Genomic DNA, 20,783 nt, shown 5'->3' on the forward strand with positions numbered 1-20,783 from the left:
TATTTCTCCACGTACAAAACTAAACGGTTGCTTTGTTACCTTTGCTTTCCAACCATGATTTACGATCGCCCGCTCGTTTTTTCGCAAGTAGCATGTCGAGCATTTCCATCGTTGGCGCAATTTCATCAATCGTTAACTGCACTAATCGACGAGTGTTTGGATCCATAGTGGTTTCGCGAAGTTGCAATGGGTTCATCTCACCTAGACCTTTAAAGCGCTGAACGTTTACTTTGCCTTTTTTCTTCTCGGCAACAATACGATCTAAGATCCCGTCTTTTTCGCCATCGTCCAAGGCATAAAAGACTTCTTTGCCTACATCAATTCGATAAAGTGGAGGCATAGCAACATAAACATGACCAGCTTCAACAAGCGTTTGATAATGACGAGTAAACAGTGCGCATAATAATGTAGCGATATGCAGACCATCACTATCGGCGTCGGCAAGGATACAAACTTTCCCATACCTTAACTGAGATAAATCTGACGAGTCAGGATCCATACCAATGGCTACAGAGATATCATGTACTTCTTGTGAACCAAGAACTTGTCCAGCTTCAACTTCCCATGTATTTAGAATCTTGCCTCGAAGCGGCATGATAGCTTGAAACTCACGATCTCTTGCTTGTTTTGCAGAACCACCAGCTGAGTCACCCTCAACTAAAAACAATTCTGTTCTGTCGTTTTCTTGGCTAGAACAGTCGGTTAATTTACCTGGCAGTGCTGGACCTTGAGTGACTTTTTTACGTATGACCTTTTTAGCAGCTCTTAATCGTTTTTGTGCATTGGAGATACACATATCCGCTAGTAGCTCAGCAATATCCGTATGCGTGTTTAACCACAAGCTAAAGGCATCTTTAACGATACCAGACACAAATGTCGCACACTGTCTTGAAGATAAACGTTCTTTAGTTTGACCAGCAAATTGCGGGTCTTGCATTTTAACCGACAATATATAGCTGCATCGTTCCCAAATATCTTCAGGCGTCAGCTTGATACCGCGAGGGACTAAATTTCGGAATTCACAAAACTCACGCATAGCTTCTAACAGACCTTGTCTTAGTCCGTTTACATGAGTACCACCTTGAGCTGTAGGAATTAGGTTTACATAACTTTCGCCAATAGAGTCACCACCTTCAGGTAACCAAGTAACCGCCCACTCAGCTGCTTCTAAATTACCGCTAAAAGAACCAACAAATGGGTCTTCCGGCAGCATAACAAAACCTTTTACTGCATCAACTAAGTAGTCTTTTAAGCCATCTTGATAAAACCACTCGTGGGTTTCTTTAAGCTGTTTATTGTTAAACTTAATTTTTAAGCCTGGGCATAAAACAGCTTTAGCTCTGAGGTTGTGGATCAAACGAGAGTTAGAGAATTTTGCGCTATCAAAATAAGAAGGGTCAGCCCAAAATCGTACTGTTGTACCAGTATTTCTGCGCCCTACTGTTCCTATAACTTCTAAGCTTTGAACCTTATCGCCATTTTCAAAAGCGATTTGATATTCTTGTGCATCGCGTCGAACACGAACTTCCATTCTAGTGGTAAGTGCATTTACAACTGATACACCTACGCCATGCAAACCACCTGAGAATTCGTAGTTGCTGTTGGAAAACTTACCACCAGCATGCAGCTTGGTAAGAATTAGCTCTACGCCTGGTATCCCTTCTTCAGGGTGAATATCTACCGGCATTCCTCGTCCATCATCGGACACTTCCAAAGAATTATCTTCGTGCAGCGTCACCACAATATGACTTGCATGTCCTGCCAAAGCTTCATCAACACTGTTGTCTATTACTTCTTGAGCAAGGTGATTTGGACGGGTTGTATCGGTATACATTCCAGGGCGACGACGTACCGGCTCTAAACCGTTTAGTACCTCTATCGCTTCTGCATTATAAGATTGATTAGTCATAGCGCTTATTATTCTAATTTTAGGTTCTAAATGAAAGGTTAACTAGGATTGAGTCAAACTTAAAGGAAAAAATCCACTATCTGCGGTAAGTATCGCTTAAAGCCAATAAAACTGTGATTGCCACCGGGTTCTAATGTCATTTTGGCCAACTGGTAATGTTCGGCGGCTTGACGATAATCTAGAACTTCATCGCCCTCTTGCTGCAAACACCATACTTTACTTGAGTCATGTAAAGTTGGCTGATAAATAGCTTTTAATTCGTCCATATGATGCGGCTCTAATAAGTACTCTTCACCTGTGATAGGTTGAACTTGCTTACCTACGTAATCCTCTAGTAGCTCAAACGGCTTAACTGCAGGGTTTATTACAACCGCAGGGACGTTGTATTTATTATGAATATAAGTACTTATAAAACCGCCTAGGCTACTACCCACAATGCCAATTAGCTCAAAGTCATTTGTTTGTTTAATTGACTCAACCAGTGTTTCCACCTCACTAATAGCTTGTTGGGGATGCACATGTAACTGAGGCGTATACACCTTTATATCTGGGTGATGCAGTTTCATAAATTGATTAAATTGAACGGCTTTTTCAGACAAAGGGGATGAATGAAATCCGTGTAGATATATAATACTGGCCATTAACTTGATGCTGAGTTTTTTAAAAGACGGTCATCTATTTTATCAGGTTGATGGTCTATTGCTAAGTTTAACCAATCTTTTAACAAGGCATTTATCTGCGTTTTTTCATCTTTATGATGAAGCTTGTCATTTGGGTATGGATTGTTTGGGCGAATGCGATCTTGTTGCTGGTATTTAGTAACTTCAACCATTTGTGCATCATGATAAAGCCTAAACTCAATATCCATTTGACCCACCAGTGTACTTAACGTACTTCTTTGTTGAAGCGTAAACTGTTCTGTATATGGTGAAATATCAGACACTGATAATTCAAAATAAAGCCCCTGACCTAGCTCAATGTGCCATTGCTGCCCTTGAATATACTCCAACGGCAAAAGCCTTAATAATAAGGCATAGTTGCGACTACAAATAGTTTGTAAACGCTTGAGGTCAACAACGTACTTTTCTTTTTTTACAGTATTCATATTCATCTAGTATTTTGCAGGCTCTGCATCTATCTTCTGTTTATTAAGCCTTAACCATTGTAGGCTAATAACTGTCGCTGCGTTATCTATTACACCCGAGTCTAATAATTCAAATGCATGCTCAACATCTAATACGTGAACTTTGATATCTTCGTTTTCATCTTCTAAACCGTGTACGCCACCAACGCCGCTTGAATCAACAATACCCATGTACAAATAAAGTCGTTCACTGGTTCCGCCTGGGCTAGACAAGTAGCTGAGCATTGGCGTTAGTGCATTTATATTCAAATCAGCCTCTTCAAATGCTTCCCTTTTGGCGACATCCTCTAAGTCTTCATTTTCTTTATCTACCATGCCGGCAATGACTTCTAGTAACCAAGGAGATTCTTTTGATGCCAGAGCGCCAATTCTGATTTGCTCAATAAGCACAACTTTTTGTTCAAAAGGATCGTAAGGTAGCACCCCTACAGCATCACCTCGTTCAAATATTTCACGGTCAACCCAGTTGCTTTGACCGCCATTAAACAGGTTATGTCTGAACGTAAATTTGTTTATTTTAAAAAAGCCGTTAAATACTTTATCTACAGACTTGATTTCAATATTTTTGCTATCAAATAGAGGTGTATATTTATCGCTCGCCATTCGTTAATCCCTGCTCAACCGGTTAAGTTGGGAGTTTAACATAAATAACGGTTTCAGCTTATTTACAATTCAATATTCTGTTACATTTGCAGTATATTAATTTACATTAAAAACATTACGCAAAACAACGAGAAAGGCTACAATATAGCCAATTATCGCTAAACGCTAAAATTGGAATAAAATTTTCGGTTAAGGAACCAGTATGAGAAAGTCTTTTATAACAGCATCTATCGCGCTATTTTTCGCCAGCGTCTCTATGCAAACTCAAGCGACAAACTTATTAGATGCTTACAAAGATGCGGTACAAAACGACCCACAAACTTTAAAAGCAAAAGCGAGCTACGAAGCAACACTACAAACTGAAGAACAAGCATTTGCTCGTTTGCTACCTAATATCTCATTCTCTGCCGGATACTCGCTAGGCAACAGTGAAGCAGTGAGCTCTACTACTAATGAAGTTTATGATTATGACTCAAGTAATCTAAATTATGGACTAACTCTTACCCAAACTATTTTCCAAATGGGTGACTGGTACAATTTAGACGCTGCTGAAAAGCGTGCGTTACAAGCACAAACAAGTTTAAACCTTGCTCAACAAACTTTGATTCAACGTGTTGCACAAAGTTACTTCAACGTTTTAAAGGCTCAGGATAATCTAGAGTTCTCTCAAGCTGAGAAAAAAGCCATTGAGCGTCAACTTGAACAAACTAAAGAGCGTTTTAAAGTCGGTTTAACGGCTATTACTGACGTACACGAAGCTCAAGCTAATTATGACAATGCTGTTGCTACTGAAATTCGCAGTAAAAGCAACGTAGAAATTTCAAAAGAAGCTTTACGTGAAATTACCGGCAAGTTTTACAACAACTTTAACGCTTTAAACACAGAGCGTTTTGAAGCTTCTTTGCCTGTACCTAACGATGTACAACAATGGGTTACTAAAGCGGAGCAAAATAACTTGGAGCTTAAAGGTAAAGAGTTAGTTGTTGAAGCGGCTAAGTTTGATATCAAACGCGCTGACGCTGGTCATTACCCTACGCTAAATTTAACAGCATCATTAAGCAACAACGATGCTGGTAAAGACATTGATAGCCCAGCATTAAACTCTTCATCAATTGGCTTAACGTTAAACGTGCCAATTTATAGCGGTGGTGGCACAACAGCAGCAGTGAAACAAGCTCAAGCCAACTATGTATTTGCTAGCGAAGATCGTGAAGCTGCCTATAGAGCTGCGGTACGTAGCGTAAGAACATCATTTGCCGACGTTTCCTCATTAGTATCTACGCTTAAAGCGTTAAACCAATCAGTTGTATCAGCCGAGAGCGCATTACAGGCAACACAAGCTGGTTTTGATGTTGGTACTCGTACCATCGTTGACGTACTTAACAGCACAAGAAACCTTTATAATGCAAAGCGTAACTTAGCTACAAGTCGCTATGACTACATTTTAGCAATGCTTACGCTTAGACAAGCATCTGGCGAACTAAACGGTAAAGACTTAGCAGCTGTAAATAGCGGCCTTAAGTAAAAACCTTTAGCAAAGATAAATAGTTAATATATAAACGGAGCATTCGCTCCGTTTTTTGTGTCCAACTGAAATGACCAGAAAGGGATATCAATAAGCACTTACTATACGTTAGAATAGAAAGCAGATAATTTGTTCCCTATCGTGAGACTCCGTTTTGAGTAAACCTGAATCAAAAAACAACTTTGTTGCACCTACCTTTTCTTGGCGTTTTTTCCATCCAAAGTTTTGGCTTACCTGGCTTTTAGTTATAACTCTTTATTCACTTAGCTGGTTGCCTTATAAGTTACAGCTTGCTATGGGCAGAGGTATTGGCCGGTTATTGATGTCCGTAATGAAAAAAAGAAAACGCATTGCGACAAAGAACATCCAACTGTGTTTCCCTGATATGCCTCAAAAAGATGTCGAACAGTTAGTAAAAGTTAACTTTGAAAATGCAGGTATCGCACTATTTGAAAGTGGTATCTCTTGGTGGTGGCCAACTTGGCGCGCAAAACCTATTTGTAATGTAAAAGGGACTGAGCATATTGATGGAGCGTTAAAACAAGGCAAAGGTGTTTTTTTACTGTTCTTCCATATTCTACCGTTAGAAATGATGGGCCGTGTACTTGGAGAAAACGGCTACCCTTGTGTTGGTTTTTATCGTCCGCACAATAATAAACTATTAGAATGGGTGCAATACAGAGGTCGCTGTCGTTCAAATCGTTATATGATTGGAAAAAAAGACGTTAAGGGTTTATTAAAAGCTTTATCAAACGGTGAAATAACGGTTTATTTACCGGATCATGACTATGGTCCAAAACGCAGTGTATTCGCACCATTTTTTGCAGTAGATAAAGCAGCCTCAACAACAGGCACCGAAATTTTTGCAAGTCACAAAAACGCCGCGACTATCCCAACAAAGTTAAAAAGATTACCAGATAATTCTGGTTATGAGATTGAATTTTTGCCTCCTTTAAGTGATTATCCTAGTAAGGACTCACTTGAAAATGCACAGCAAATAAATAAGTGGGTAGAACAAGCAGTATTAGATAATATGGAACAGTACATGTGGGTTCACCGCAGGTTTAAAACAAGACCTACAGATGATCCGGACTCGTTATACTAAAGAGGGATTTATGAGCAAAAATAATAAAAGCACACAAAAGAAACAATCTGGCAAAATCGGTAAAATTGTTGCACCAATTATTTTTATTCTACTTATTGTCGGCTTTGTTTACTGGGGCAGTGACGAAAGCAATAAGACAAGCGAAAACCCAGTAGCAAAAGGTGTTGCTAAGTTTTATGCCGAAGTGCGACAGGCTATGAAACCTGGAGCCGAAAGACTAAACGATTACACAATTAAGTTACCTGAACCTGAACAAACAATGGGACAACAACTCGAATCACTTGATGGCACAGTAGAGCCCGCCGAAGATTTTTGGCAAGGTCCTAAGAAAAAGCGTTCATTTAAACAAAATGATACCCTTAAAACGGCATTAGAAAGTTACTCTTCTGCTGAAGGTATTGAGTTAATTTGGGACCTCAAATATGACTACATCGTTAAAGAACACTTTACCGAAAGTAGTGATCTCAAAACCCTATTAAATAAAATATCCACCGTTGTTACCAGTGACTATAGCGGCCAAGTACAAACCTACTTTTGTAAAGATGCTAACGCTATTGTCATCACTGACAAAACCGACGACTACATCTCAAAAAATTGCATCTCCACTCGTTAAAGAATTTAGACCGTTAAAGTTTCGGTATTAAGGAAAAATATATGTTCTCAAAAGGTGCTAAATCGCACTTCGCGCTAGCTGTTGTATTCATGGCTTCACTGCTTCAAGCATGCTCAGGCGGTGGCTCTAACGATTCCGTAGAGGTAGACCCTAATACAGTTTCTATTGGTGGTACTATTGAAGGATTAGCAGGAGAAATAACTGTTAGCATCAACGGCAGTGAAGAGGTGCTTAATACCAATGGTGATTTCACCTTCAGCACTAGAGTTACGATACAAGAAGACTTTGTTATCCGGCTTGTTGATGCTCCAACAGGGTTGGTTTGCAGCATAGAGAATAGTAGTGGTACGGCAACCGCTAACATTTCAAATGTCGCTATCAGTTGTTCGGGACTTGAAGCTCGCGCATATAGTTTAAATAACCTCGGCTTTTCAGAAGAATCGCCTTCAGTATTAACGTTTGCTTTCCATTTGGTAAACCGGATTACTGGTAGAGCCATCGAAGATTTGACAACAGATAATGTGACTGACTATTTAATTGTTACTGAAAATCAGTTGCCAATATCTAAAACTGAGTCATTTTTAGAAGTTGATCCACTTGTGGGTCTAAATGCAACTTACACAACGGTTTTTGCAATAGATATTAGTGCATCACTTACGCAAGCAAACCTTGCACAGGTTGTCTCTAGTATTAAGGACACTGTTGCTGACGCGAATGGCAATTCGTTACTTGAGGCGAATCAACGAGTTTCTATTTTTACATTTGATAGCACAATTGAAAATATTCTTGAACCGTCACAAGACATCCAAAACATCTTTGATGCATTAGATAATATCGAAGTTGGTGGAAATAGTACGAATCTATTTGGTGCTATTAAACAAAGCGCTGACAGTTGGACTAATGAAGTGTCCCCAGATTTAATCAGTTACGGTAGCTTGATCTTATTCACCGACGGAAATGACAACTCGGAGCTAGTATCAAAAGATGAAGCCTTAAGCTCAGTCGCCAGCAAAGATGTGTACTTTATCGTGTTAGGCAATGAGTCGAATACTGATACCTTGGCTGAGTTTACTCCGGAGTCCAATATCTTTTCTATAGAGGACTTTAACGAATTAAATACCGTATTGAGCTCAGCATTAGATTTCGCAAAAAGTTATGAGAATGGTTTATATGTGCTTAGTTATGCTACGCCTAAAAGAGCCGGCAACCATCTCCTAACCATCGCCCCAAATGATGATTATGATTGCAATACCAGTGTTAATGATGCCGAAACTCAGCAAATGTCTGATACGGGCTTTATTAGTGATTGTATTGACAGCGTAAGCCATAACTTCGATGCGAACGGCTACACTGACATCTCACCACAGTTAGAACTTAGTGGCGTTAAAACAACGATATCAACATCAGCGGACTGGCAGGCTCGTGTTCGATGGACAAACTCCGACGTTGATTTATCATGGCAGGTAGAGCGTTGTATTGGCGATATCTCCTATTCTCTGAGTGAAGACAAAAAAATCGCAACGTTTGAAAGACAAATAGATGACTTTAGCATGGTGTATATCAAAGTAACTGACGAAAACTCTTCGGTAAGCGAAGAAGGTTACCTACAAATGTCTAGTACTGAAGGCGACTTTAAATTAGTTAAAAACCAACGTAATAGTGATTTATGTAATCGTTAGGGATTTACGGATAGGTTGGGCTAGGTTAGCTTCACAGGGTTGACCTGGCCAATATTTGAATTCAATACTCTTCTGATTTATCTCAATAACGGTCATCGATTGGCTGCAAGCTTCAGCTCTGTGCATGCAAAAACTATAAGCTCTATCGCCATCAACTTCTGGCTCATGAGCACGGTGTAGCTTAATAATATCATCAACAAAACTTATCTTCTGGCTATTGGCGAATTCAGATCGCAGCGTTTTTATTTTCTCTACCTCGGGGTGTCCTGAAGAGTATAGTTGCTCAGGAAGCGTCTCCTTCTGTAGGAGTTTGTCTCCATTAAAGTGCCACAAAAATTGGTCATTTAAGCTAATGACACACAAATAAAAAGGCTGGCTTTGGTGGTAAGGCCAAGTATTAATAATATCCTCAGCGTCAGCTAGTGTAGCGCATTCAGCAAGTTTTTGAATCAATGCACCTCGAGATACTAACTTATCACTCATCGGCTTCATTATGCCCTGGTAATCATTTAATAGGCAAAATGTTAGACCTTTATTATTTGTCGCAATCCAACTGCCTTTACCAACGGGATCTATCGGCATTAAATACTCAACCCCCGCTTTCGAAAAACGTTGTGGTGGCAAAGCTTTGGCCCTTAATACAGACTCATCTCGTGTAAAAACAAGACCAATACTGCCGTCGAATTTACGCCAATTTAGACTGCACATTACTCTCAAACACTCTTGTTGATGCCGCTTTACCAAACGAGTCATCGATTGATAATCCAATTGAAGTAGACAATAGCTTAATAATAGCCATATGGTGCGTGGTGTGGCTGTACAAAAATATTAACTCACGTGCTAGTGAACTGTTCACTTCAGAGGGCGATATAGCAGGATTTGTTGTGCACAAAACAACAACACTTTTATCACTTTGTATGCTACGTAATATTTGTATAACAGACTTTATTTGATCTGTTGCTGCTGATCTAGACGATTGAACAGTTTGATCTCGTTTGCGATCGTCGTAATCTATGAGCGAATTTGTGGTAAGAACAGATTGATAATGTTCGATAATGTGCCGCACGTGCGCGCCCATTGAAGAGCCGTGGTTAGTTGGGACATTCTGATATTGAATAGAATCTAACGACGTTAAAAAGGTAAGTAACTGATTTAAAACTTGTACATTGTCTTCACTGATTTGCTGTATCGAATCCATAGGCATCCATAATTGGGTTTTACTGGACCATTAGAACTTCAAAACAACGAATAAATTTCAGTAGCGTTAAATTATATGTCCAACGCTACCTAATAATTTATCGACCTGCGTGTTTCATAAGCCTTTCTTTTTGTCTGCCCCAGTCTCTGTCTTTGATATCTGAACGCTTATCTTGGCTATGTTTACCTTTTGCTAAATGGAACTCCACTTTTACCCAGCTTTTTTTCCAATACATTGCTGTTGCTATAAGGGTATAACCTTGACGTTCGACGGCACCAACCAACTCCATAATTTCGCGTTTTTTAAGTAACAGTTTTCTGTACCTAGTTGGTTCGCAAACAACGTGGCTTGATGCTTGATTTAAAGGCTGAATTTCAGAATTTAATAAAAACACTTCACCATCTTTTAAAAATACGTAGGTATCCGAAATATTTACTTTACCTTCTCGGATACTTTTTACTTCCCATCCTTGCAACTCAACGCCGGCTTCAAACTTCTTATCAAGCTGATACTCATGGCGAGCTTTCTTGTTCAATGCAATTGTATTAGATGGTGTTTTTGGTTTTTTCTTAGCCATAATTACTTCTTTGTTAGTTCTCCATCGATTATAACCATTTATAGGTTATTTTCTATGTAAGTTTGTTAGAATAAACCTTAACGAGTGTTAAAAACGATAAGTAGGGTCCATGCCAAAGCTTTCACGCAGCGCGTTAGTCATGTATAGCTGCGATCAAATGTATAATTTAGTTAATGATATAGAGTCATATCCTCAGTTTATACCTAATTGTGCTGATGCCACTTGTAAAGTCTTGTCTAGTACAGAACTCGAAGGTTCGCTGTTAATCAACAAAGCTGGCATCAGTAAATGGTTTACCACTAAAAATGAATTGGTGTCTAACCGTGTTATCAATATGACATTAGTTAACGGCCCTTTCAAATATTTAACTGGCAGTTGGACCTTCACTGAACTCGATTCTGATGCTTGTAAAGTTGAACTTGAACTAGACTTTGAATTCTCTTCAAAAATGATTGAGCTCGCATTTGGAAAGATATTTACGCACGTAACAACAAGTATGGTCACTGCATTCACACAAAGAGCAAAACAAGTTTATGTCTAACATCATTACAATTGAAGTGGCATATGCCCTTCCTGAAAAACAATCACTTTTACAATTACAAGTTGATGCTGATTCTACCGTTGAGCAGGCCATTGATAAAAGTGGGATTATGACAAGCCACCCAGAAATAGATTTGGCGGCCCTGAAAGTTGGGATATGGTCAAAAACTTGTAAGCTTGAAGCTAGCTTAAAGGATGGTGATCGAATTGAAATTTATCGACCTCTTATTGCCGACCCTAAAGAAGTCCGTAAGCGCCGTGCAGAAAAAGCAGTGCAAGAAGGTCGCGCTGATAAAGTAACTGGTGGCCGACCAAACCCTCGTAAAAAAGCCGAAGATTAACTTCGGCTTCATTTAGCTTTTAAACACTACTCAGCGTCTAACGGCGTATCAAAGTGCTCAGGTCTGTCAAAGTCACCGGAAATATCACTAACAATATCATTTTGAAAGTGTACAACTATTTCTTTTCTTAAAAGTTCGTCTGTTTTACCCACGCGACGCGTGTATACGTAGTGCCAGTCATCATCACGGAATGCATTACTCACGACAGGGTTGCCCAAAACGTATTCCACTTGTTCTTTGGTCATATTCACACGAAGTTTATCCACATCTCTTTGGTTTAGGTAATTACCCTGAACGATGTCATATTTATAAACCCAGCTACTGCAGCCTGAAAGAACCCCAAGGGCCAATAAAACTAATAAAATTTGCTTCATGTAATTACTACTTCATAAGATTAAAAGGTTGTTGCTATTGGAATCATCCTTTAGCAAAAAGTTCCATCATACTACCAGATAAAATTCTGTTAGGTAAGACGGAACTCGTGCTAAAACCCTAATAGGCCTTACATAGAGGCAGCTACGGCTTCTACTTTTTTCCAAACGCGCATAAAGTTACCCGACAAGATTTTCTTTATTTCTTGCTCTGTATAGCCTCGGTTTAACAAACCTTGTACTAAATGAGGGAAATAAGACACGTCTTTTAAATCTCTTGGCAATGAATCGCCCACGCCATCAAAGTCTGAGCCGATACCTACATAATCAATGCCTACAAGATTTTTAACATGATCAATGTGATCCAAAACAGTTTCTAATGATGCAAACGGATATGGGGTTGCTGTGCGGTGCGCTTCTGCGATTTCATTCGCTTTTGGGTCACCCCATTTAACGCCAGCCGCCTCAAATTTCTTAGATAGGTCATCTTGCCAATCACGAGTTTCTTGAGATACAAAACTAGAACCAAAGTTGATTTGAATAACGCCGCCATTTTTAGCTAGGGCCTTAATCATTTTGTCGTCCATATTACGTTCAAATCCTGGCGTGAATTTTCGTAATGATGAATGAGAAGCTATCGCAGGCGCTTTAGTTATCTCCATTGCTTGATAAAAAGCAGCGTCTGAAACGTGCGAAATATCAACCATGACACCCAATTTATTCATTTCAACGACAAGTTCTTTGCCAAACGGGCTTAATCCTTTCCAGTTACGACGAAGATCATATGACGAATCTGAAATATGATTTGAAAGTGAGTGTGCAAGAGTGATGTAACGGATACCGCGGTCATAAAACATTTTTAAATTATCAAGACTACCGGCAACGGGACTTCCGTTTTCCATGCCCATTGGTAATGAAATAAGACCTTTTTTAAAGTGCTCTTCAACATCAGAAGTCGAATACGCCACGGCAAACTTATCAGGTGCTCTATTAGCAATTGCTTCTACGGAGTCTATAAGTTGATGAGCTAATTGAACCCCATAGTCTTTACCTGGCGCCTCAAGCGTTGCAGGTAAGTAAATAGACATAAATGGCGCGTTAAGGCCGCCTTTTTTTGCTCTTGGATAATCGAAGTCGCCTTTTTCTGTAGCGACCGTTACGTCTTCCCAGCGTTTATTTATACGAAAAGGAACATCAATATGACTATCTACAATTATTGTATTTTGAGCGATATCTTTTGCTTTTTTCGATACTTCAATAGCATGAGCAGTTTGTGCAGAGCATAAAGCAGATAAAGCTAAAGCTGCGGTTAATGCAGAAAGAGTGAACGACTTCATAGGGATCCCTTTTGTTTTTATTGGTTCATTTCTAGCTTTCATTTAAACACTTTTAAAAACGATATGGAACAACCTTACTTAATCAAAGCGAATACCATCTACATAGTTGAAAAAGAAATAATCGGTAATGTCAGAACTTGCTCCAACAACAGGAATAATTAGGTTATTTTCATCTTTTAGTTCTAATTGTAAGCAGATTTTTCCATTTCTAATTTTAAGCTTAGGTGTAATAAACCAAGTTTTACTATGAGTAACCTGCTGTATTTCATTATCAAAGTCATAAGCTTCAATTCGATTTAATATGAACTCACTGATAATGATGTTTGCTCGACTCTGAAACGTCGCGCCCTTTATCTTTCCCTTTACAGGTAGCAGTTTAATTTTAGGCTTGTCTTCCCCAGAATATATTGAGGTTTCTAGCTTGTCATAAATAAGGTTTATTTCTTTTTCAATTTGAAGATAGTATTGCAAGCGGACAAAAAACGGGTCAAGTAAGTCAGTGGGAGACTCGATCGCTCTTCTTTCAGCTTCTTTTTCATAAGCCTTCTCATGCGGAACCTCGGTAATGTTGTATACCACTTTTGTTATAACAACAGGTTCAGTTGACTGACAACCAATCACAGTTAATAACAACATAGCCATCACGACTTTACGCATAATATCGCCTAACTAAAGCACTGTATGTTTAGCGCCAGGAGGGATCACCGTATCTAATACAAAATAAGGTATAAAGCCTGACGCGGTTGAAATTATCCACTTATTATCAAAATCAACGACTCTAGCATTAATTAACAAACCGGTTTGTTGATACATCACTGTGCCTGTAAGGACATGGGTGATTGATTCGCTTGAAGTAAGCTTGTTGGCATCACGAGAAAACACAAAGTCTCCTTGCGGCGTAATGGACACGGTATTTTTTACTTTATAATCTGCTACCGTAAAGCCATTTTGAAATAAGTGCGTGGTAAAGTGCTCCGAAACAATATTGCCAACTGGCGTGATCGTAGCTAAGTCGTTAGTGAAATCGACAAATGATGTGACGCCCACTATGACATGCTTTGCATCTTTTGAAACATTACTTATTAAACTCGCTGATATTTGTTCAATATACTCGCTTAATAAAACGGAGTGCTGATTGCCTGTTAACGTGTGGTTGGCAATATAAGCACTTTCAGACTCCATAGTAGATGCAGACGAGTAATTAGATCTTTGTCTCTCAGCGAAGTTGTCAGGTTTATTAGTGCGAACAGTTGGAGTCTCTGTTGCTGCAGTCGTTGTGTCTGCATCATATCCGTTTATACTTTTAGGACAGTCAATAATTTGCCCTCTTGGGTTCATGCAAACATTTTCTTCTTTAACCTGCACAATAGGCTTTGGTTGTTCCGTAAATGAACACGCCGATAGTAAAGCCAACCCGCTAACATAAAGTAGCACTCTAACATTTGATTTTTTCGATATCATAACGACTCACCTAACAAGATGTTGTTTAATCTACATTTCGCTCAGAAGATACAACTGGTATACCATCATTAAAGCCGCTCGAAGTTAATTGGTTAACGACATTATTAGGCAAAAAACCTTGTGCCGATGCGACAACCGCTTTTGAATCAATTCCAACAACACGAGCATTAATCAAATAACCAGTAAGTTGCTTTGTTAACGTTCCAGCAACGGCATATTTGATTGGTAAGTCACCTTCTAACTCTAAGTAGTCTTTACTAAAAATGAAATCGCCATCTGGCGTGACGCGCACAAAATCTGTAGTTTTGAAATCTATAACAGGAATACCAAATTTGTGAACCTCATGGATAAAGCTCTCGGATATTTGCTTGCCTAATATGTCAGAGTACTGAAAGTCACTATCTAACATCACGAAACTCGTTACGGCTATAGGCGTACTCGAATTTACGTATTTCATATTAGACACTAAGTCTTGCATTAATCCACGAACGTAAAAGTTGATATTTTTATCACGACCGCCTCGATTAGGTTGTTGCTTGCCCATTTCATTCATTTTTCCCAACAAATGACTGCGGTAGTCATTCTGGAACTTTAAGCTCGCATCATTTGCCGTCATTACATTTTCGTTATCTAATCTTGGCTTTGGAGCTAATGAAGCCTCTTCGGATTCGCTCACTAATGCGTTTGCAGTCTTAACGTCAGTGCTATTTTCATTAGCGGCCTGCTCAACTTTAATATCATCATTATAAGACTCTTCTACAGACCAGTCAGAAATAGACGAACAAGCGGTAATATTAGTCGCTATTATAAGAGGGATTATTTTTTTCATGATTTGCTCCTAGTATTCGCCACGGTATAGTTTTTCATTTTTCAGCTTCACTTTTTCGTGACTCCACATTGCATTCATTGGTATGTAATCGGTTGCTGCCGCAACTACCGTTTTATTTGATAAGTCGATTATTCTGGCATTCACCACTAATTCATTTTCTTGCTGAACGTAATGACCAACTAATAGGTAATCGGCGGTGATATTATTTTCTAAACTGTTTACATCTCGGCTCATAAATCTATCAGCTTGATCAGAAATAATAACCTGCTTTTGTACTTTAAATTCGGTGACCTTGAGTCCAGCCTGTGTCAAAAAAGTAACAAAGCTTTCTTGAATTTGAATTCCAAATGGCGAAAGAGAGTCATTCTTTTCTTCCGAAAGGGTGTTAGCTGGCAAAAAGGTGCCGACTAAAATAGGCTGACCAATATTGAAATGGTTTGTAGTATTCAACAATTGTCTAGCGAGTTGTTCTACGTGGCCATGAAAAGACGCGCCTGCACGCTCAGGCTGATATTGCTCATAACCCTTTTCTACCGGCGGGTTTTGCAACTCAGCTAAACGTTCAATAGTTGTGCAGCCTGACAAAAGCAAGGTTAGGACGAGTAAAAACTGTTTCATATTTTTAAACCAACAATAAAGATCTTATTAATTTAAAGCAATATAAATGCCAGTTTACCGTAGGTTAAAGAAAACCTAATAGGTAAAGATTTGCCGAGGGGATTGGCGTCCTCTACAGGACTTGAACCTGTATCTAAGGCTTAGGAGGCCCTTGTTCTATCCAGTTGAACTAAGAGGACTTTTTATAGCTAAGTCACTTGTGGAATTTTTGCATCTACGGGTGATTTTGATTCAGGATCCTTTGTTACCCTGCTGCCAGGCTGAGGTACTTTCATAAGAGCAGCAATGCCCCAGAAGCTCCAATAAACAATAAAGCCCGCAAGAATTGCGTCACTTAAAAAGTGGCCACCTTGAACAACTCGTATCATACCAACAAGAGTTCCTAGACCAATACCAAAATAGAGCCAACGTCGAGAGTTCAACAACCAACCTAAAATCATAAAGTAGTAACCCATAGCAGCGTGACCGCTAACAAACGAACAGTTCCGTTCACATTGATCAGATATAACCCAAGCTGGCGAAAATACTTTATCACCACCAAAAGCTTCAATTTGGCGTGGTCTTGCTCTATCCCAGTTGTCTTTAAAAACCGTATGTACAATGATGCCTGGCCCGACCAAAATAGCGATGAGAGCAAAGCTACATAACTTTCTTTGGTTACAGCACCAAGCCAGTTTTATGCTTAATATTATAAAAATGATAAACGCAGGAAGGAGAAGCTTAGGCATATGTTTGAATATGTCATAAATGACTTGAACAAATGCATAATTGTTAAAGTAGAAACCACCATTATTAGCGTCGTAGAACCAACTTGATACGGTTAGATCAACTTCTGTAAAAATGGCAAAAAGTAGTGATAACACCACGAATACCGCAAATTTGATTCCAGTTTTCATTATTTTTTTTATTATATCCATGAAATTTGCTAATGCATTTTAAGCAGGGTTTTTCATTATTATCAACTACTATTTTGTTAATTCTTGAACATAATTTAAACAATTCAAAAAAAACAAGATTGTTCAAAAGCATAGCGTGATGATTAAAATTAATACAAATAATATTCTGATTGCTTTTCACCTTTACGTGAAAAGTCTGTATAATCGCGCGTCCGTTCACAAGCACTATACTAAATGCTGTGGAAATGAAATTTACAAAGGTAGTCCAAATGCAAGCAAAAACCGCACGTCCAAGTTCACCGATAAAACCGCCAGCGGCGACGGTGAAAACCGATAAGAAACTGTGGGACTACCCTAAATACTGGGCTGAATGTTTTGGCCCAGCGCCATTTTTCCCAACCACCCGTGAAGAAATGGACTTATTAGGTTGGGACAGCTGTGATGTTATTATCGTTACCGGTGATGCATATGTTGATCACCCTAGCTTTGGCATGGCCGTAATTGGGCGTATGTTGGAGTCACAAGGTTTCCGAGTTGGGATCATTGATCAACCAGATTGGCACAGCAAAGATGACTTTCAGCGTTTAGGCAAACCGAACCTGTATTTTGGTATTACTGCCGGCAACATGGATTCCATGATTAACCGTTATACCGCTGACAGAAAATTACGTCACGATGATGCCTACACACCAGATAATATTGGTGGAAAGCGCCCAGATAGAGCCGTTACTGTTTATTCTCAGCGTTGTCGTGAAGCCTTTAAAGGTGTGCCAATTGTTATTGGTGGTATTGAAGCGAGTTTACGCCGTATTGGCCACTATGATTATTGGTCAAACAAAGTGCGCCGCTCGGTTATTTTTGATTCTAAAGCTGACATGCTTATTTTTGGTAATGCAGAGCGTCCTCTGGTGGAAATCACACATCGCCTTTCAAGAGGCGAAGACATCAAAGAAATCAAGAATGTCCGTGGTACTGCCATCGTATTAAAAGACGCCTTACCTGATTGGCAAGGTATTGACTCAACTCATATTGATAAGCCAGGTATTATTGACCCAATATTAAACCCGTACCAAGAATATGACGCTAATACTTGTAGTAATAAAGATGAAGCAATTCAAGAAAGTGCTGCAGATGAAACTGGCGTAAGCCAAGCCTTTGTTGTTCAGCCTTATGACCGTCAAAAAACCAAGTCGCAGTTACGTCGCCCTTGGGATCGTGTTTACATCAAACTTCCAGCTTTTGAAGTAGTATCTAAAAATGAAGTTTTGTATGCACACACAAACCGAATTTTACACCAAGAAACAAACCCTGGTTGTGCAAAAGCATTAATGCAGCGCCACGGTGATAGAAGTGTTTGGATAAATCCACCTGCGTTTCCACTTGAAACTGAAGAGATGGATTACGTATTTGGTATGCCATTTGCGCGCATTCCGCACCCTAAATACGAAGGCAAAAAAATACCAGCTTACGAGATGATTAAAACATCTGTGAATATTATGCGTGGTTGTTACGGCGGTTGTACTTTCTGTTCAATCACTGAGCACGAAGGTCGTATTATTCAAAGTCGTTCTGAAGATTCTATTATTAATGAAATTGAACAAATCCGAGATACGGTTCCTGGCTTTACTGGCGTAATTTCAGATCTTGGTGGACCAACGGCCAACATGTATATGCTGCGCTGTAAGTCTGAAAAAGCAGAAGCGACTTGTCGTCGAGCATCGTGTGTTTACCCTGATATATGTAAGCACATGGACACAGACCATGAACCAACAATTAATTTGTATCAACGAGCTCGTGAACTACCAGGCATAAAGAAAATCCTTATCGCTTCTGGTGTTCGTTACGATTTAGCAGTACAAGATCCTCGTTATGTTAAAGAGTTGGTAACACACCATGTTGGTGGTTATTTAAAAATAGCGCCAGAACATACAGAAGAAGGTCCTTTGTCTAAAATGATGAAGCCAGGTATGGGCAGTTATTACCAATTTAAAGAGCTATTTGAAAAGTATTCAAAAGAAGCTGGTAAAGAACAGTATTTGATCCCTTACTTTATTGCCGCTCACCCTGGCACAGAAGTTCAAGACATGATTAACCTAGCGATGTGGTTAAAAGAAAACCGCTTCCGTTTAGACCAGGTTCAGAATTTCTACCCATCTCCGATGGCAACTGCCACAACTATGTATCACACAGAAATAGATACATTGCATAAAGTTAAGAAACAAAATGACAACGTGCCAATTCCACGTGGTGAAAAAGAGCGACGCCTGCATAAAGCTATTTTGCGTTATCACGATCCTCAAAACTGGAAAATGATCCGCCACGCACTAAAAGAAATGGGATTAGCAAAATTAATTGGTAATGGTCCAAATCACTTAGTACCGCCAGCATCTCCAAACGAAGAGAATCGTAGTAACGGTAATTATGGCCGTAAGCCTCAAGTTGGCGCTAACAAAGGCCAGAAGGCGTTAACACGTCACTCTGGTATGCAACAGTTTAGTAATAAGCCAAAAGCCAATAGCAAGCCTTCAGGTAAGCCGAGTGGCAAACCTAGTGGTAAAAAGAAACCAAGTAGAATTTAGTCTAACGACATTTTATTTCATTAAACAGTAATGAGGAGCCTTTAACGTTAAGGCTCTTTTTACAAGGCTTACGCCATCAACTAATTAGAGAGTCAAATATGAATAACGACAGCAACTCAATCAGCGAGTTTTTTGACGAAGTTAAAGCAACACAAATGATTTGGGCACTGCATGACAAAGAGTCAGACGGTTGGGTAATTGTTGACTCAGTGCAATTTGAAGACACTGATGTAATGCTTCTTTGGTCTAGAGAGTCTATTGCTCAAAAAAACTGTACTGACGAGTGGGCGACTTATGTACCAACTCAAATTTCTGTAACTGAATGGTTAGAGTTTTGGGTTGAAGACTTAAGCCAAGACAATATCATTATTGGTTTAGACTGGCAGGACAATGATGACTGTGCAGAAATGGACCTAGCAGAATTTAGTCAAAAAGTAGCAGACCTAGAAATATTATAGGTTTGAAGCGAATTTTGTTTACTTTTTTTTAAAAGTCTCTAAAATGCGCGCCTGATTAAAAAACGTTCTTTAGTAATTTGGAATATTAGTGCGCACACCTCTCATTAATTGAGTTTAGGTGGGGCTTTTTTCGGCTTTTTAACTATTATTCTTAATTACGTTCTTTTCAAAAATAGGTGATTGTAATGCAACCGATGTTAAATATCGCAGTCCGTGCTGCGCGTAATGCTGGTAAAGTTATTGCTCGAGCATACGAGCAATTAGATATGGTTAAGTCAGAGCTTAAAGGCGCAAATGACTTTGTTACCAACGTGGATATTGAAGCGGAGCAAGCAATCATCTCTACAATTCAGGCTTCATACCCTGATCATTCATTTGTTGCTGAAGAAAGCGGTGTTATTGATGGCAACGCTAAATATCAGTGGATCATTGACCCACTAGATGGCACAACAAACTTCGTAAAAGGCATTCCTCATTTTGCTGTATCTATTGCACTTAGAGTAGATGGCAAGCTAGAACAAGCTGTTGTTTTCGACCCAATTCGTGGCGAACTATTTACCGCATCTAAAGGTGCTGGTGCGCAACTTGATGGCAGAAGAATTCGTGTTTCAAAAGCGAAAGACTTATCTGGTACTATTTTAGCAACAGGTTTTCCATTCAAGCAAAAGCATCAAATTGAAGCTTACTCAAAGATTTTTAATGAACTGTTTTTACAAGTAGCTGACATGCGTCGCGCAGGCTCTGCTGCACTAGATATCTGTTATGTTGCAGCTGGACGTGTTGAAGGATTCTTTGAAATTGGTTTACGCCCTTGGGATACGGCTGCAGGCCAGTTAATCGCACAAGAAGCTGGTGCCGTAGTCGCTGACTTTGAAGGTGGTAACAATTATGACAAGTCTGGCAACATTGTTGTAGCAACACCTAAAGTTCTAGGCGCGATGCTAAAAGCAATTCGCCCACACCTAAACGATGGATTACGTACTTTACGTTAATTCATATA

General features: G+C 39.4%; 23 protein-coding genes and 1 tRNA gene. 9 read left to right on the forward strand and 15 right to left on the reverse strand.

Annotated features, from left to right (window positions below; genetic code table 11):
* Positions 1 to 19: 19 nt before the first annotated feature.
* From parE to nudF, 4 genes are read right to left on the reverse strand one after another with little or no spacing between them, the layout of a single operon-like run.
* On the reverse strand, positions 20 to 1,909 hold the full coding sequence (parE, locus tag ABD009_RS04395) for a DNA topoisomerase IV subunit B (RefSeq protein ID WP_155695570.1): 1,890 nt from the start codon (positions 1,907 to 1,909) through the stop codon (positions 20 to 22).
* Positions 1,910 to 1,968: 59 nt separating this feature from the next.
* Positions 1,969 to 2,550, reverse strand: coding sequence for a YqiA/YcfP family alpha/beta fold hydrolase (locus ABD009_RS04400; protein WP_343823029.1), 582 nt, complete (start codon positions 2,548 to 2,550; stop codon positions 1,969 to 1,971).
* Positions 2,550 to 3,014, reverse strand: coding sequence for a DUF1249 domain-containing protein (locus ABD009_RS04405; protein WP_343823032.1), 465 nt, complete (start codon positions 3,012 to 3,014; stop codon positions 2,550 to 2,552). The genes ABD009_RS04400 and ABD009_RS04405 overlap by 1 nt, the downstream gene beginning before the upstream one ends.
* 6 nt (positions 3,015 to 3,020) lie before the next feature.
* On the reverse strand, positions 3,021 to 3,656 hold the full coding sequence (gene nudF, locus ABD009_RS04410) for an ADP-ribose diphosphatase (protein ID WP_343823033.1): 636 nt from the start codon (positions 3,654 to 3,656) through the stop codon (positions 3,021 to 3,023).
* A gap of 202 nt (positions 3,657 to 3,858) precedes the next feature.
* On the opposite strand from nudF, the gene ABD009_RS04415 reads away from it, so the two are divergent.
* The 4 genes from ABD009_RS04415 (at position 3,859) to ABD009_RS04430 (ending at position 8,578) form a co-directional block, all read left to right on the forward strand.
* On the forward strand, positions 3,859 to 5,181 hold the full coding sequence (locus tag ABD009_RS04415) for a TolC family outer membrane protein (RefSeq protein WP_343823034.1): 1,323 nt from the start codon (positions 3,859 to 3,861) through the stop codon (positions 5,179 to 5,181).
* Positions 5,182 to 5,335: 154 nt separating this feature from the next.
* Positions 5,336 to 6,286 carry an LpxL/LpxP family Kdo(2)-lipid IV(A) lauroyl/palmitoleoyl acyltransferase gene (gene lpxL, locus ABD009_RS04420; RefSeq protein ID WP_343823036.1) on the forward strand — a complete coding sequence of 317 codons (951 nt, stop codon included), beginning with the start codon at positions 5,336 to 5,338 and terminating at the stop codon, positions 6,284 to 6,286.
* 10 nt (positions 6,287 to 6,296) lie between these two features.
* On the forward strand, positions 6,297 to 6,899 hold the full coding sequence (locus ABD009_RS04425) for a TcpQ domain-containing protein (RefSeq protein WP_343823037.1): 603 nt from the start codon (positions 6,297 to 6,299) through the stop codon (positions 6,897 to 6,899).
* Between the two features lie 41 nt (positions 6,900 to 6,940).
* On the forward strand, positions 6,941 to 8,578 hold the full coding sequence (locus ABD009_RS04430; protein WP_343823039.1) for a VWA domain-containing protein: 1,638 nt from the start codon (positions 6,941 to 6,943) through the stop codon (positions 8,576 to 8,578).
* Here the strand turns inward: ABD009_RS04430 and ABD009_RS04435 are convergent.
* The 3 genes from ABD009_RS04435 to smpB all read right to left on the reverse strand — a co-directional run bounded on the left by ABD009_RS04435 (position 8,564) and on the right by smpB (position 10,353).
* Positions 8,564 to 9,286, reverse strand: a complete 723-nt coding sequence (locus ABD009_RS04435; RefSeq protein WP_343823041.1) for an NRDE family protein — start codon at positions 9,284 to 9,286, stop codon at positions 8,564 to 8,566. The two genes, ABD009_RS04430 and ABD009_RS04435, sit on opposite strands and share 15 nt — an antisense overlap.
* Positions 9,264 to 9,776: a DinB family protein gene (locus ABD009_RS04440; RefSeq protein WP_343823043.1), complete on the reverse strand. Its 513-nt coding sequence runs from the start codon at positions 9,774 to 9,776 to the stop codon at positions 9,264 to 9,266. Before ABD009_RS04440 ends, ABD009_RS04435 begins: the two co-directional genes overlap by 23 nt.
* Before the next feature lie 97 nt (positions 9,777 to 9,873).
* Positions 9,874 to 10,353, reverse strand: coding sequence for an SsrA-binding protein SmpB (gene smpB, locus ABD009_RS04445; protein WP_343823045.1), 480 nt, complete (start codon positions 10,351 to 10,353; stop codon positions 9,874 to 9,876).
* A gap of 109 nt (positions 10,354 to 10,462) precedes the next feature.
* Here smpB and ABD009_RS04450 point away from each other — a divergent pair, with 109 nt between their 5' ends.
* Positions 10,463 to 10,894 carry a type II toxin-antitoxin system RatA family toxin gene (locus tag ABD009_RS04450; protein WP_343823047.1) on the forward strand — a complete coding sequence of 144 codons (432 nt, stop codon included), beginning with the start codon at positions 10,463 to 10,465 and terminating at the stop codon, positions 10,892 to 10,894.
* Complete coding sequence (locus tag ABD009_RS04455) at positions 10,887 to 11,234, forward strand: RnfH family protein (RefSeq protein WP_343823049.1); 348 nt, start codon at positions 10,887 to 10,889, stop codon at positions 11,232 to 11,234. The genes ABD009_RS04450 and ABD009_RS04455 overlap by 8 nt, the downstream gene beginning before the upstream one ends.
* Positions 11,235 to 11,260: 26 nt before the next feature.
* On the opposite strand, the gene ABD009_RS04460 is transcribed toward ABD009_RS04455, so the two are convergent.
* The 8 genes from ABD009_RS04460 to ABD009_RS04495 form a co-directional block, all read right to left on the reverse strand.
* Positions 11,261 to 11,608, reverse strand: a complete 348-nt coding sequence (locus tag ABD009_RS04460) for an outer membrane protein assembly factor BamE (RefSeq protein WP_343823051.1) — start codon at positions 11,606 to 11,608, stop codon at positions 11,261 to 11,263.
* Between the two features lie 128 nt (positions 11,609 to 11,736).
* On the reverse strand, positions 11,737 to 12,984 hold the full coding sequence (locus ABD009_RS04465; RefSeq protein ID WP_425543059.1) for a dipeptidase: 1,248 nt from the start codon (positions 12,982 to 12,984) through the stop codon (positions 11,737 to 11,739).
* 36 nt (positions 12,985 to 13,020) lie between these two features.
* Positions 13,021 to 13,599 (reverse strand): hypothetical protein, encoded by a 579-nt coding sequence (locus ABD009_RS04470; protein WP_343823053.1) that lies wholly within the window; start codon positions 13,597 to 13,599, stop codon positions 13,021 to 13,023.
* Positions 13,600 to 13,611: 12 nt separating this feature from the next.
* Positions 13,612 to 14,403 carry a FlgO family outer membrane protein gene (locus ABD009_RS04475; RefSeq protein ID WP_343823055.1) on the reverse strand — a complete coding sequence of 264 codons (792 nt, stop codon included), beginning with the start codon at positions 14,401 to 14,403 and terminating at the stop codon, positions 13,612 to 13,614.
* Between the two features lie 25 nt (positions 14,404 to 14,428).
* Positions 14,429 to 15,232 (reverse strand): FlgO family outer membrane protein, encoded by an 804-nt coding sequence (locus ABD009_RS04480; RefSeq protein ID WP_343823057.1) that lies wholly within the window; start codon positions 15,230 to 15,232, stop codon positions 14,429 to 14,431.
* Between the two features lie 9 nt (positions 15,233 to 15,241).
* Positions 15,242 to 15,850 carry a FlgO family outer membrane protein gene (locus ABD009_RS04485; RefSeq protein WP_343823059.1) on the reverse strand — a complete coding sequence of 203 codons (609 nt, stop codon included), beginning with the start codon at positions 15,848 to 15,850 and terminating at the stop codon, positions 15,242 to 15,244.
* 103 nt (positions 15,851 to 15,953) lie between these two features.
* Positions 15,954 to 16,029 (reverse strand) — tRNA-Arg (locus tag ABD009_RS04490).
* Positions 16,030 to 16,038: 9 nt separating this feature from the next.
* Complete coding sequence (locus ABD009_RS04495) at positions 16,039 to 16,746, reverse strand: phosphatase PAP2 family protein (protein ID WP_343823061.1); 708 nt, start codon at positions 16,744 to 16,746, stop codon at positions 16,039 to 16,041.
* A 269-nt stretch (positions 16,747 to 17,015) separates the two neighbouring features.
* On the opposite strand from ABD009_RS04495, the gene ABD009_RS04500 reads away from it, so the two are divergent.
* From ABD009_RS04500 to suhB, 3 genes are all read left to right on the forward strand, one after another.
* Positions 17,016 to 19,325: a YgiQ family radical SAM protein gene (locus ABD009_RS04500; protein WP_343823063.1), complete on the forward strand. Its 2,310-nt coding sequence runs from the start codon at positions 17,016 to 17,018 to the stop codon at positions 19,323 to 19,325.
* 98 nt (positions 19,326 to 19,423) lie between these two features.
* Entirely contained in the window at positions 19,424 to 19,783 is a 360-nt protein-coding gene (locus tag ABD009_RS04505) for a DUF2750 domain-containing protein (protein ID WP_343823065.1), read from the forward strand.
* A gap of 185 nt (positions 19,784 to 19,968) precedes the next feature.
* A complete protein-coding gene (gene suhB / locus ABD009_RS04510; protein WP_343823067.1) occupies positions 19,969 to 20,775 on the forward strand; it encodes an inositol-1-monophosphatase in 807 nt (268 codons plus the stop codon).
* Positions 20,776 to 20,783 lie beyond the last annotated feature (8 nt).

It is taken from the genome of Psychrosphaera haliotis, assembly GCF_039523615.1.
GTDB classification, from domain to species: Bacteria; Pseudomonadota; Gammaproteobacteria; order Enterobacterales; family Alteromonadaceae; genus Psychrosphaera; species Psychrosphaera haliotis.

Bases quoted from the DNA above. Each gene is read 5' to 3' on its own strand.
- parE (WP_155695570.1), bottom strand. From the start codon at position 1,909: ATGACTAATCAATCTTATAATGCAGAAGCGATAGAGGTACTAAACGGT.
- ABD009_RS04400 (WP_343823029.1), bottom strand. From the start codon at position 2,550: ATGGCCAGTATTATATATCTACACGGATTTCATTCATCCCCTTTGTCT.
- ABD009_RS04405 (WP_343823032.1), bottom strand. From the start codon at position 3,014: ATGAATACTGTAAAAAAAGAAAAGTACGTTGTTGACCTCAAGCGTTTA.
- nudF (WP_343823033.1), bottom strand. From the start codon at position 3,656: ATGGCGAGCGATAAATATACACCTCTATTTGATAGCAAAAATATTGAA.
- ABD009_RS04415 (WP_343823034.1), top strand. From the start codon at position 3,859: ATGAGAAAGTCTTTTATAACAGCATCTATCGCGCTATTTTTCGCCAGC.
- ABD009_RS04425 (WP_343823037.1), top strand. From the start codon at position 6,297: ATGAGCAAAAATAATAAAAGCACACAAAAGAAACAATCTGGCAAAATC.
- ABD009_RS04430 (WP_343823039.1), top strand. From the start codon at position 6,941: ATGTTCTCAAAAGGTGCTAAATCGCACTTCGCGCTAGCTGTTGTATTC.
- ABD009_RS04435 (WP_343823041.1), bottom strand. From the start codon at position 9,286: ATGTGCAGTCTAAATTGGCGTAAATTCGACGGCAGTATTGGTCTTGTT.
- ABD009_RS04440 (WP_343823043.1), bottom strand. From the start codon at position 9,776: ATGGATTCGATACAGCAAATCAGTGAAGACAATGTACAAGTTTTAAAT.
- smpB (WP_343823045.1), bottom strand. From the start codon at position 10,353: ATGGCTAAGAAAAAACCAAAAACACCATCTAATACAATTGCATTGAAC.
- ABD009_RS04450 (WP_343823047.1), top strand. From the start codon at position 10,463: ATGCCAAAGCTTTCACGCAGCGCGTTAGTCATGTATAGCTGCGATCAA.
- ABD009_RS04455 (WP_343823049.1), top strand. From the start codon at position 10,887: ATGTCTAACATCATTACAATTGAAGTGGCATATGCCCTTCCTGAAAAA.
- ABD009_RS04460 (WP_343823051.1), bottom strand. From the start codon at position 11,608: ATGAAGCAAATTTTATTAGTTTTATTGGCCCTTGGGGTTCTTTCAGGC.
- ABD009_RS04465 (WP_425543059.1), bottom strand. From the start codon at position 12,984: ATGAAAGCTAGAAATGAACCAATAAAAACAAAAGGGATCCCTATGAAG.
- ABD009_RS04470 (WP_343823053.1), bottom strand. From the start codon at position 13,599: ATGCGTAAAGTCGTGATGGCTATGTTGTTATTAACTGTGATTGGTTGT.
- ABD009_RS04475 (WP_343823055.1), bottom strand. From the start codon at position 14,403: ATGATATCGAAAAAATCAAATGTTAGAGTGCTACTTTATGTTAGCGGG.
- ABD009_RS04480 (WP_343823057.1), bottom strand. From the start codon at position 15,232: ATGAAAAAAATAATCCCTCTTATAATAGCGACTAATATTACCGCTTGT.
- ABD009_RS04485 (WP_343823059.1), bottom strand. From the start codon at position 15,850: ATGAAACAGTTTTTACTCGTCCTAACCTTGCTTTTGTCAGGCTGCACA.
- ABD009_RS04495 (WP_343823061.1), bottom strand. From the start codon at position 16,746: ATGAAAACTGGAATCAAATTTGCGGTATTCGTGGTGTTATCACTACTT.
- ABD009_RS04500 (WP_343823063.1), top strand. From the start codon at position 17,016: ATGCAAGCAAAAACCGCACGTCCAAGTTCACCGATAAAACCGCCAGCG.
- ABD009_RS04505 (WP_343823065.1), top strand. From the start codon at position 19,424: ATGAATAACGACAGCAACTCAATCAGCGAGTTTTTTGACGAAGTTAAA.
- suhB (WP_343823067.1), top strand. From the start codon at position 19,969: ATGCAACCGATGTTAAATATCGCAGTCCGTGCTGCGCGTAATGCTGGT.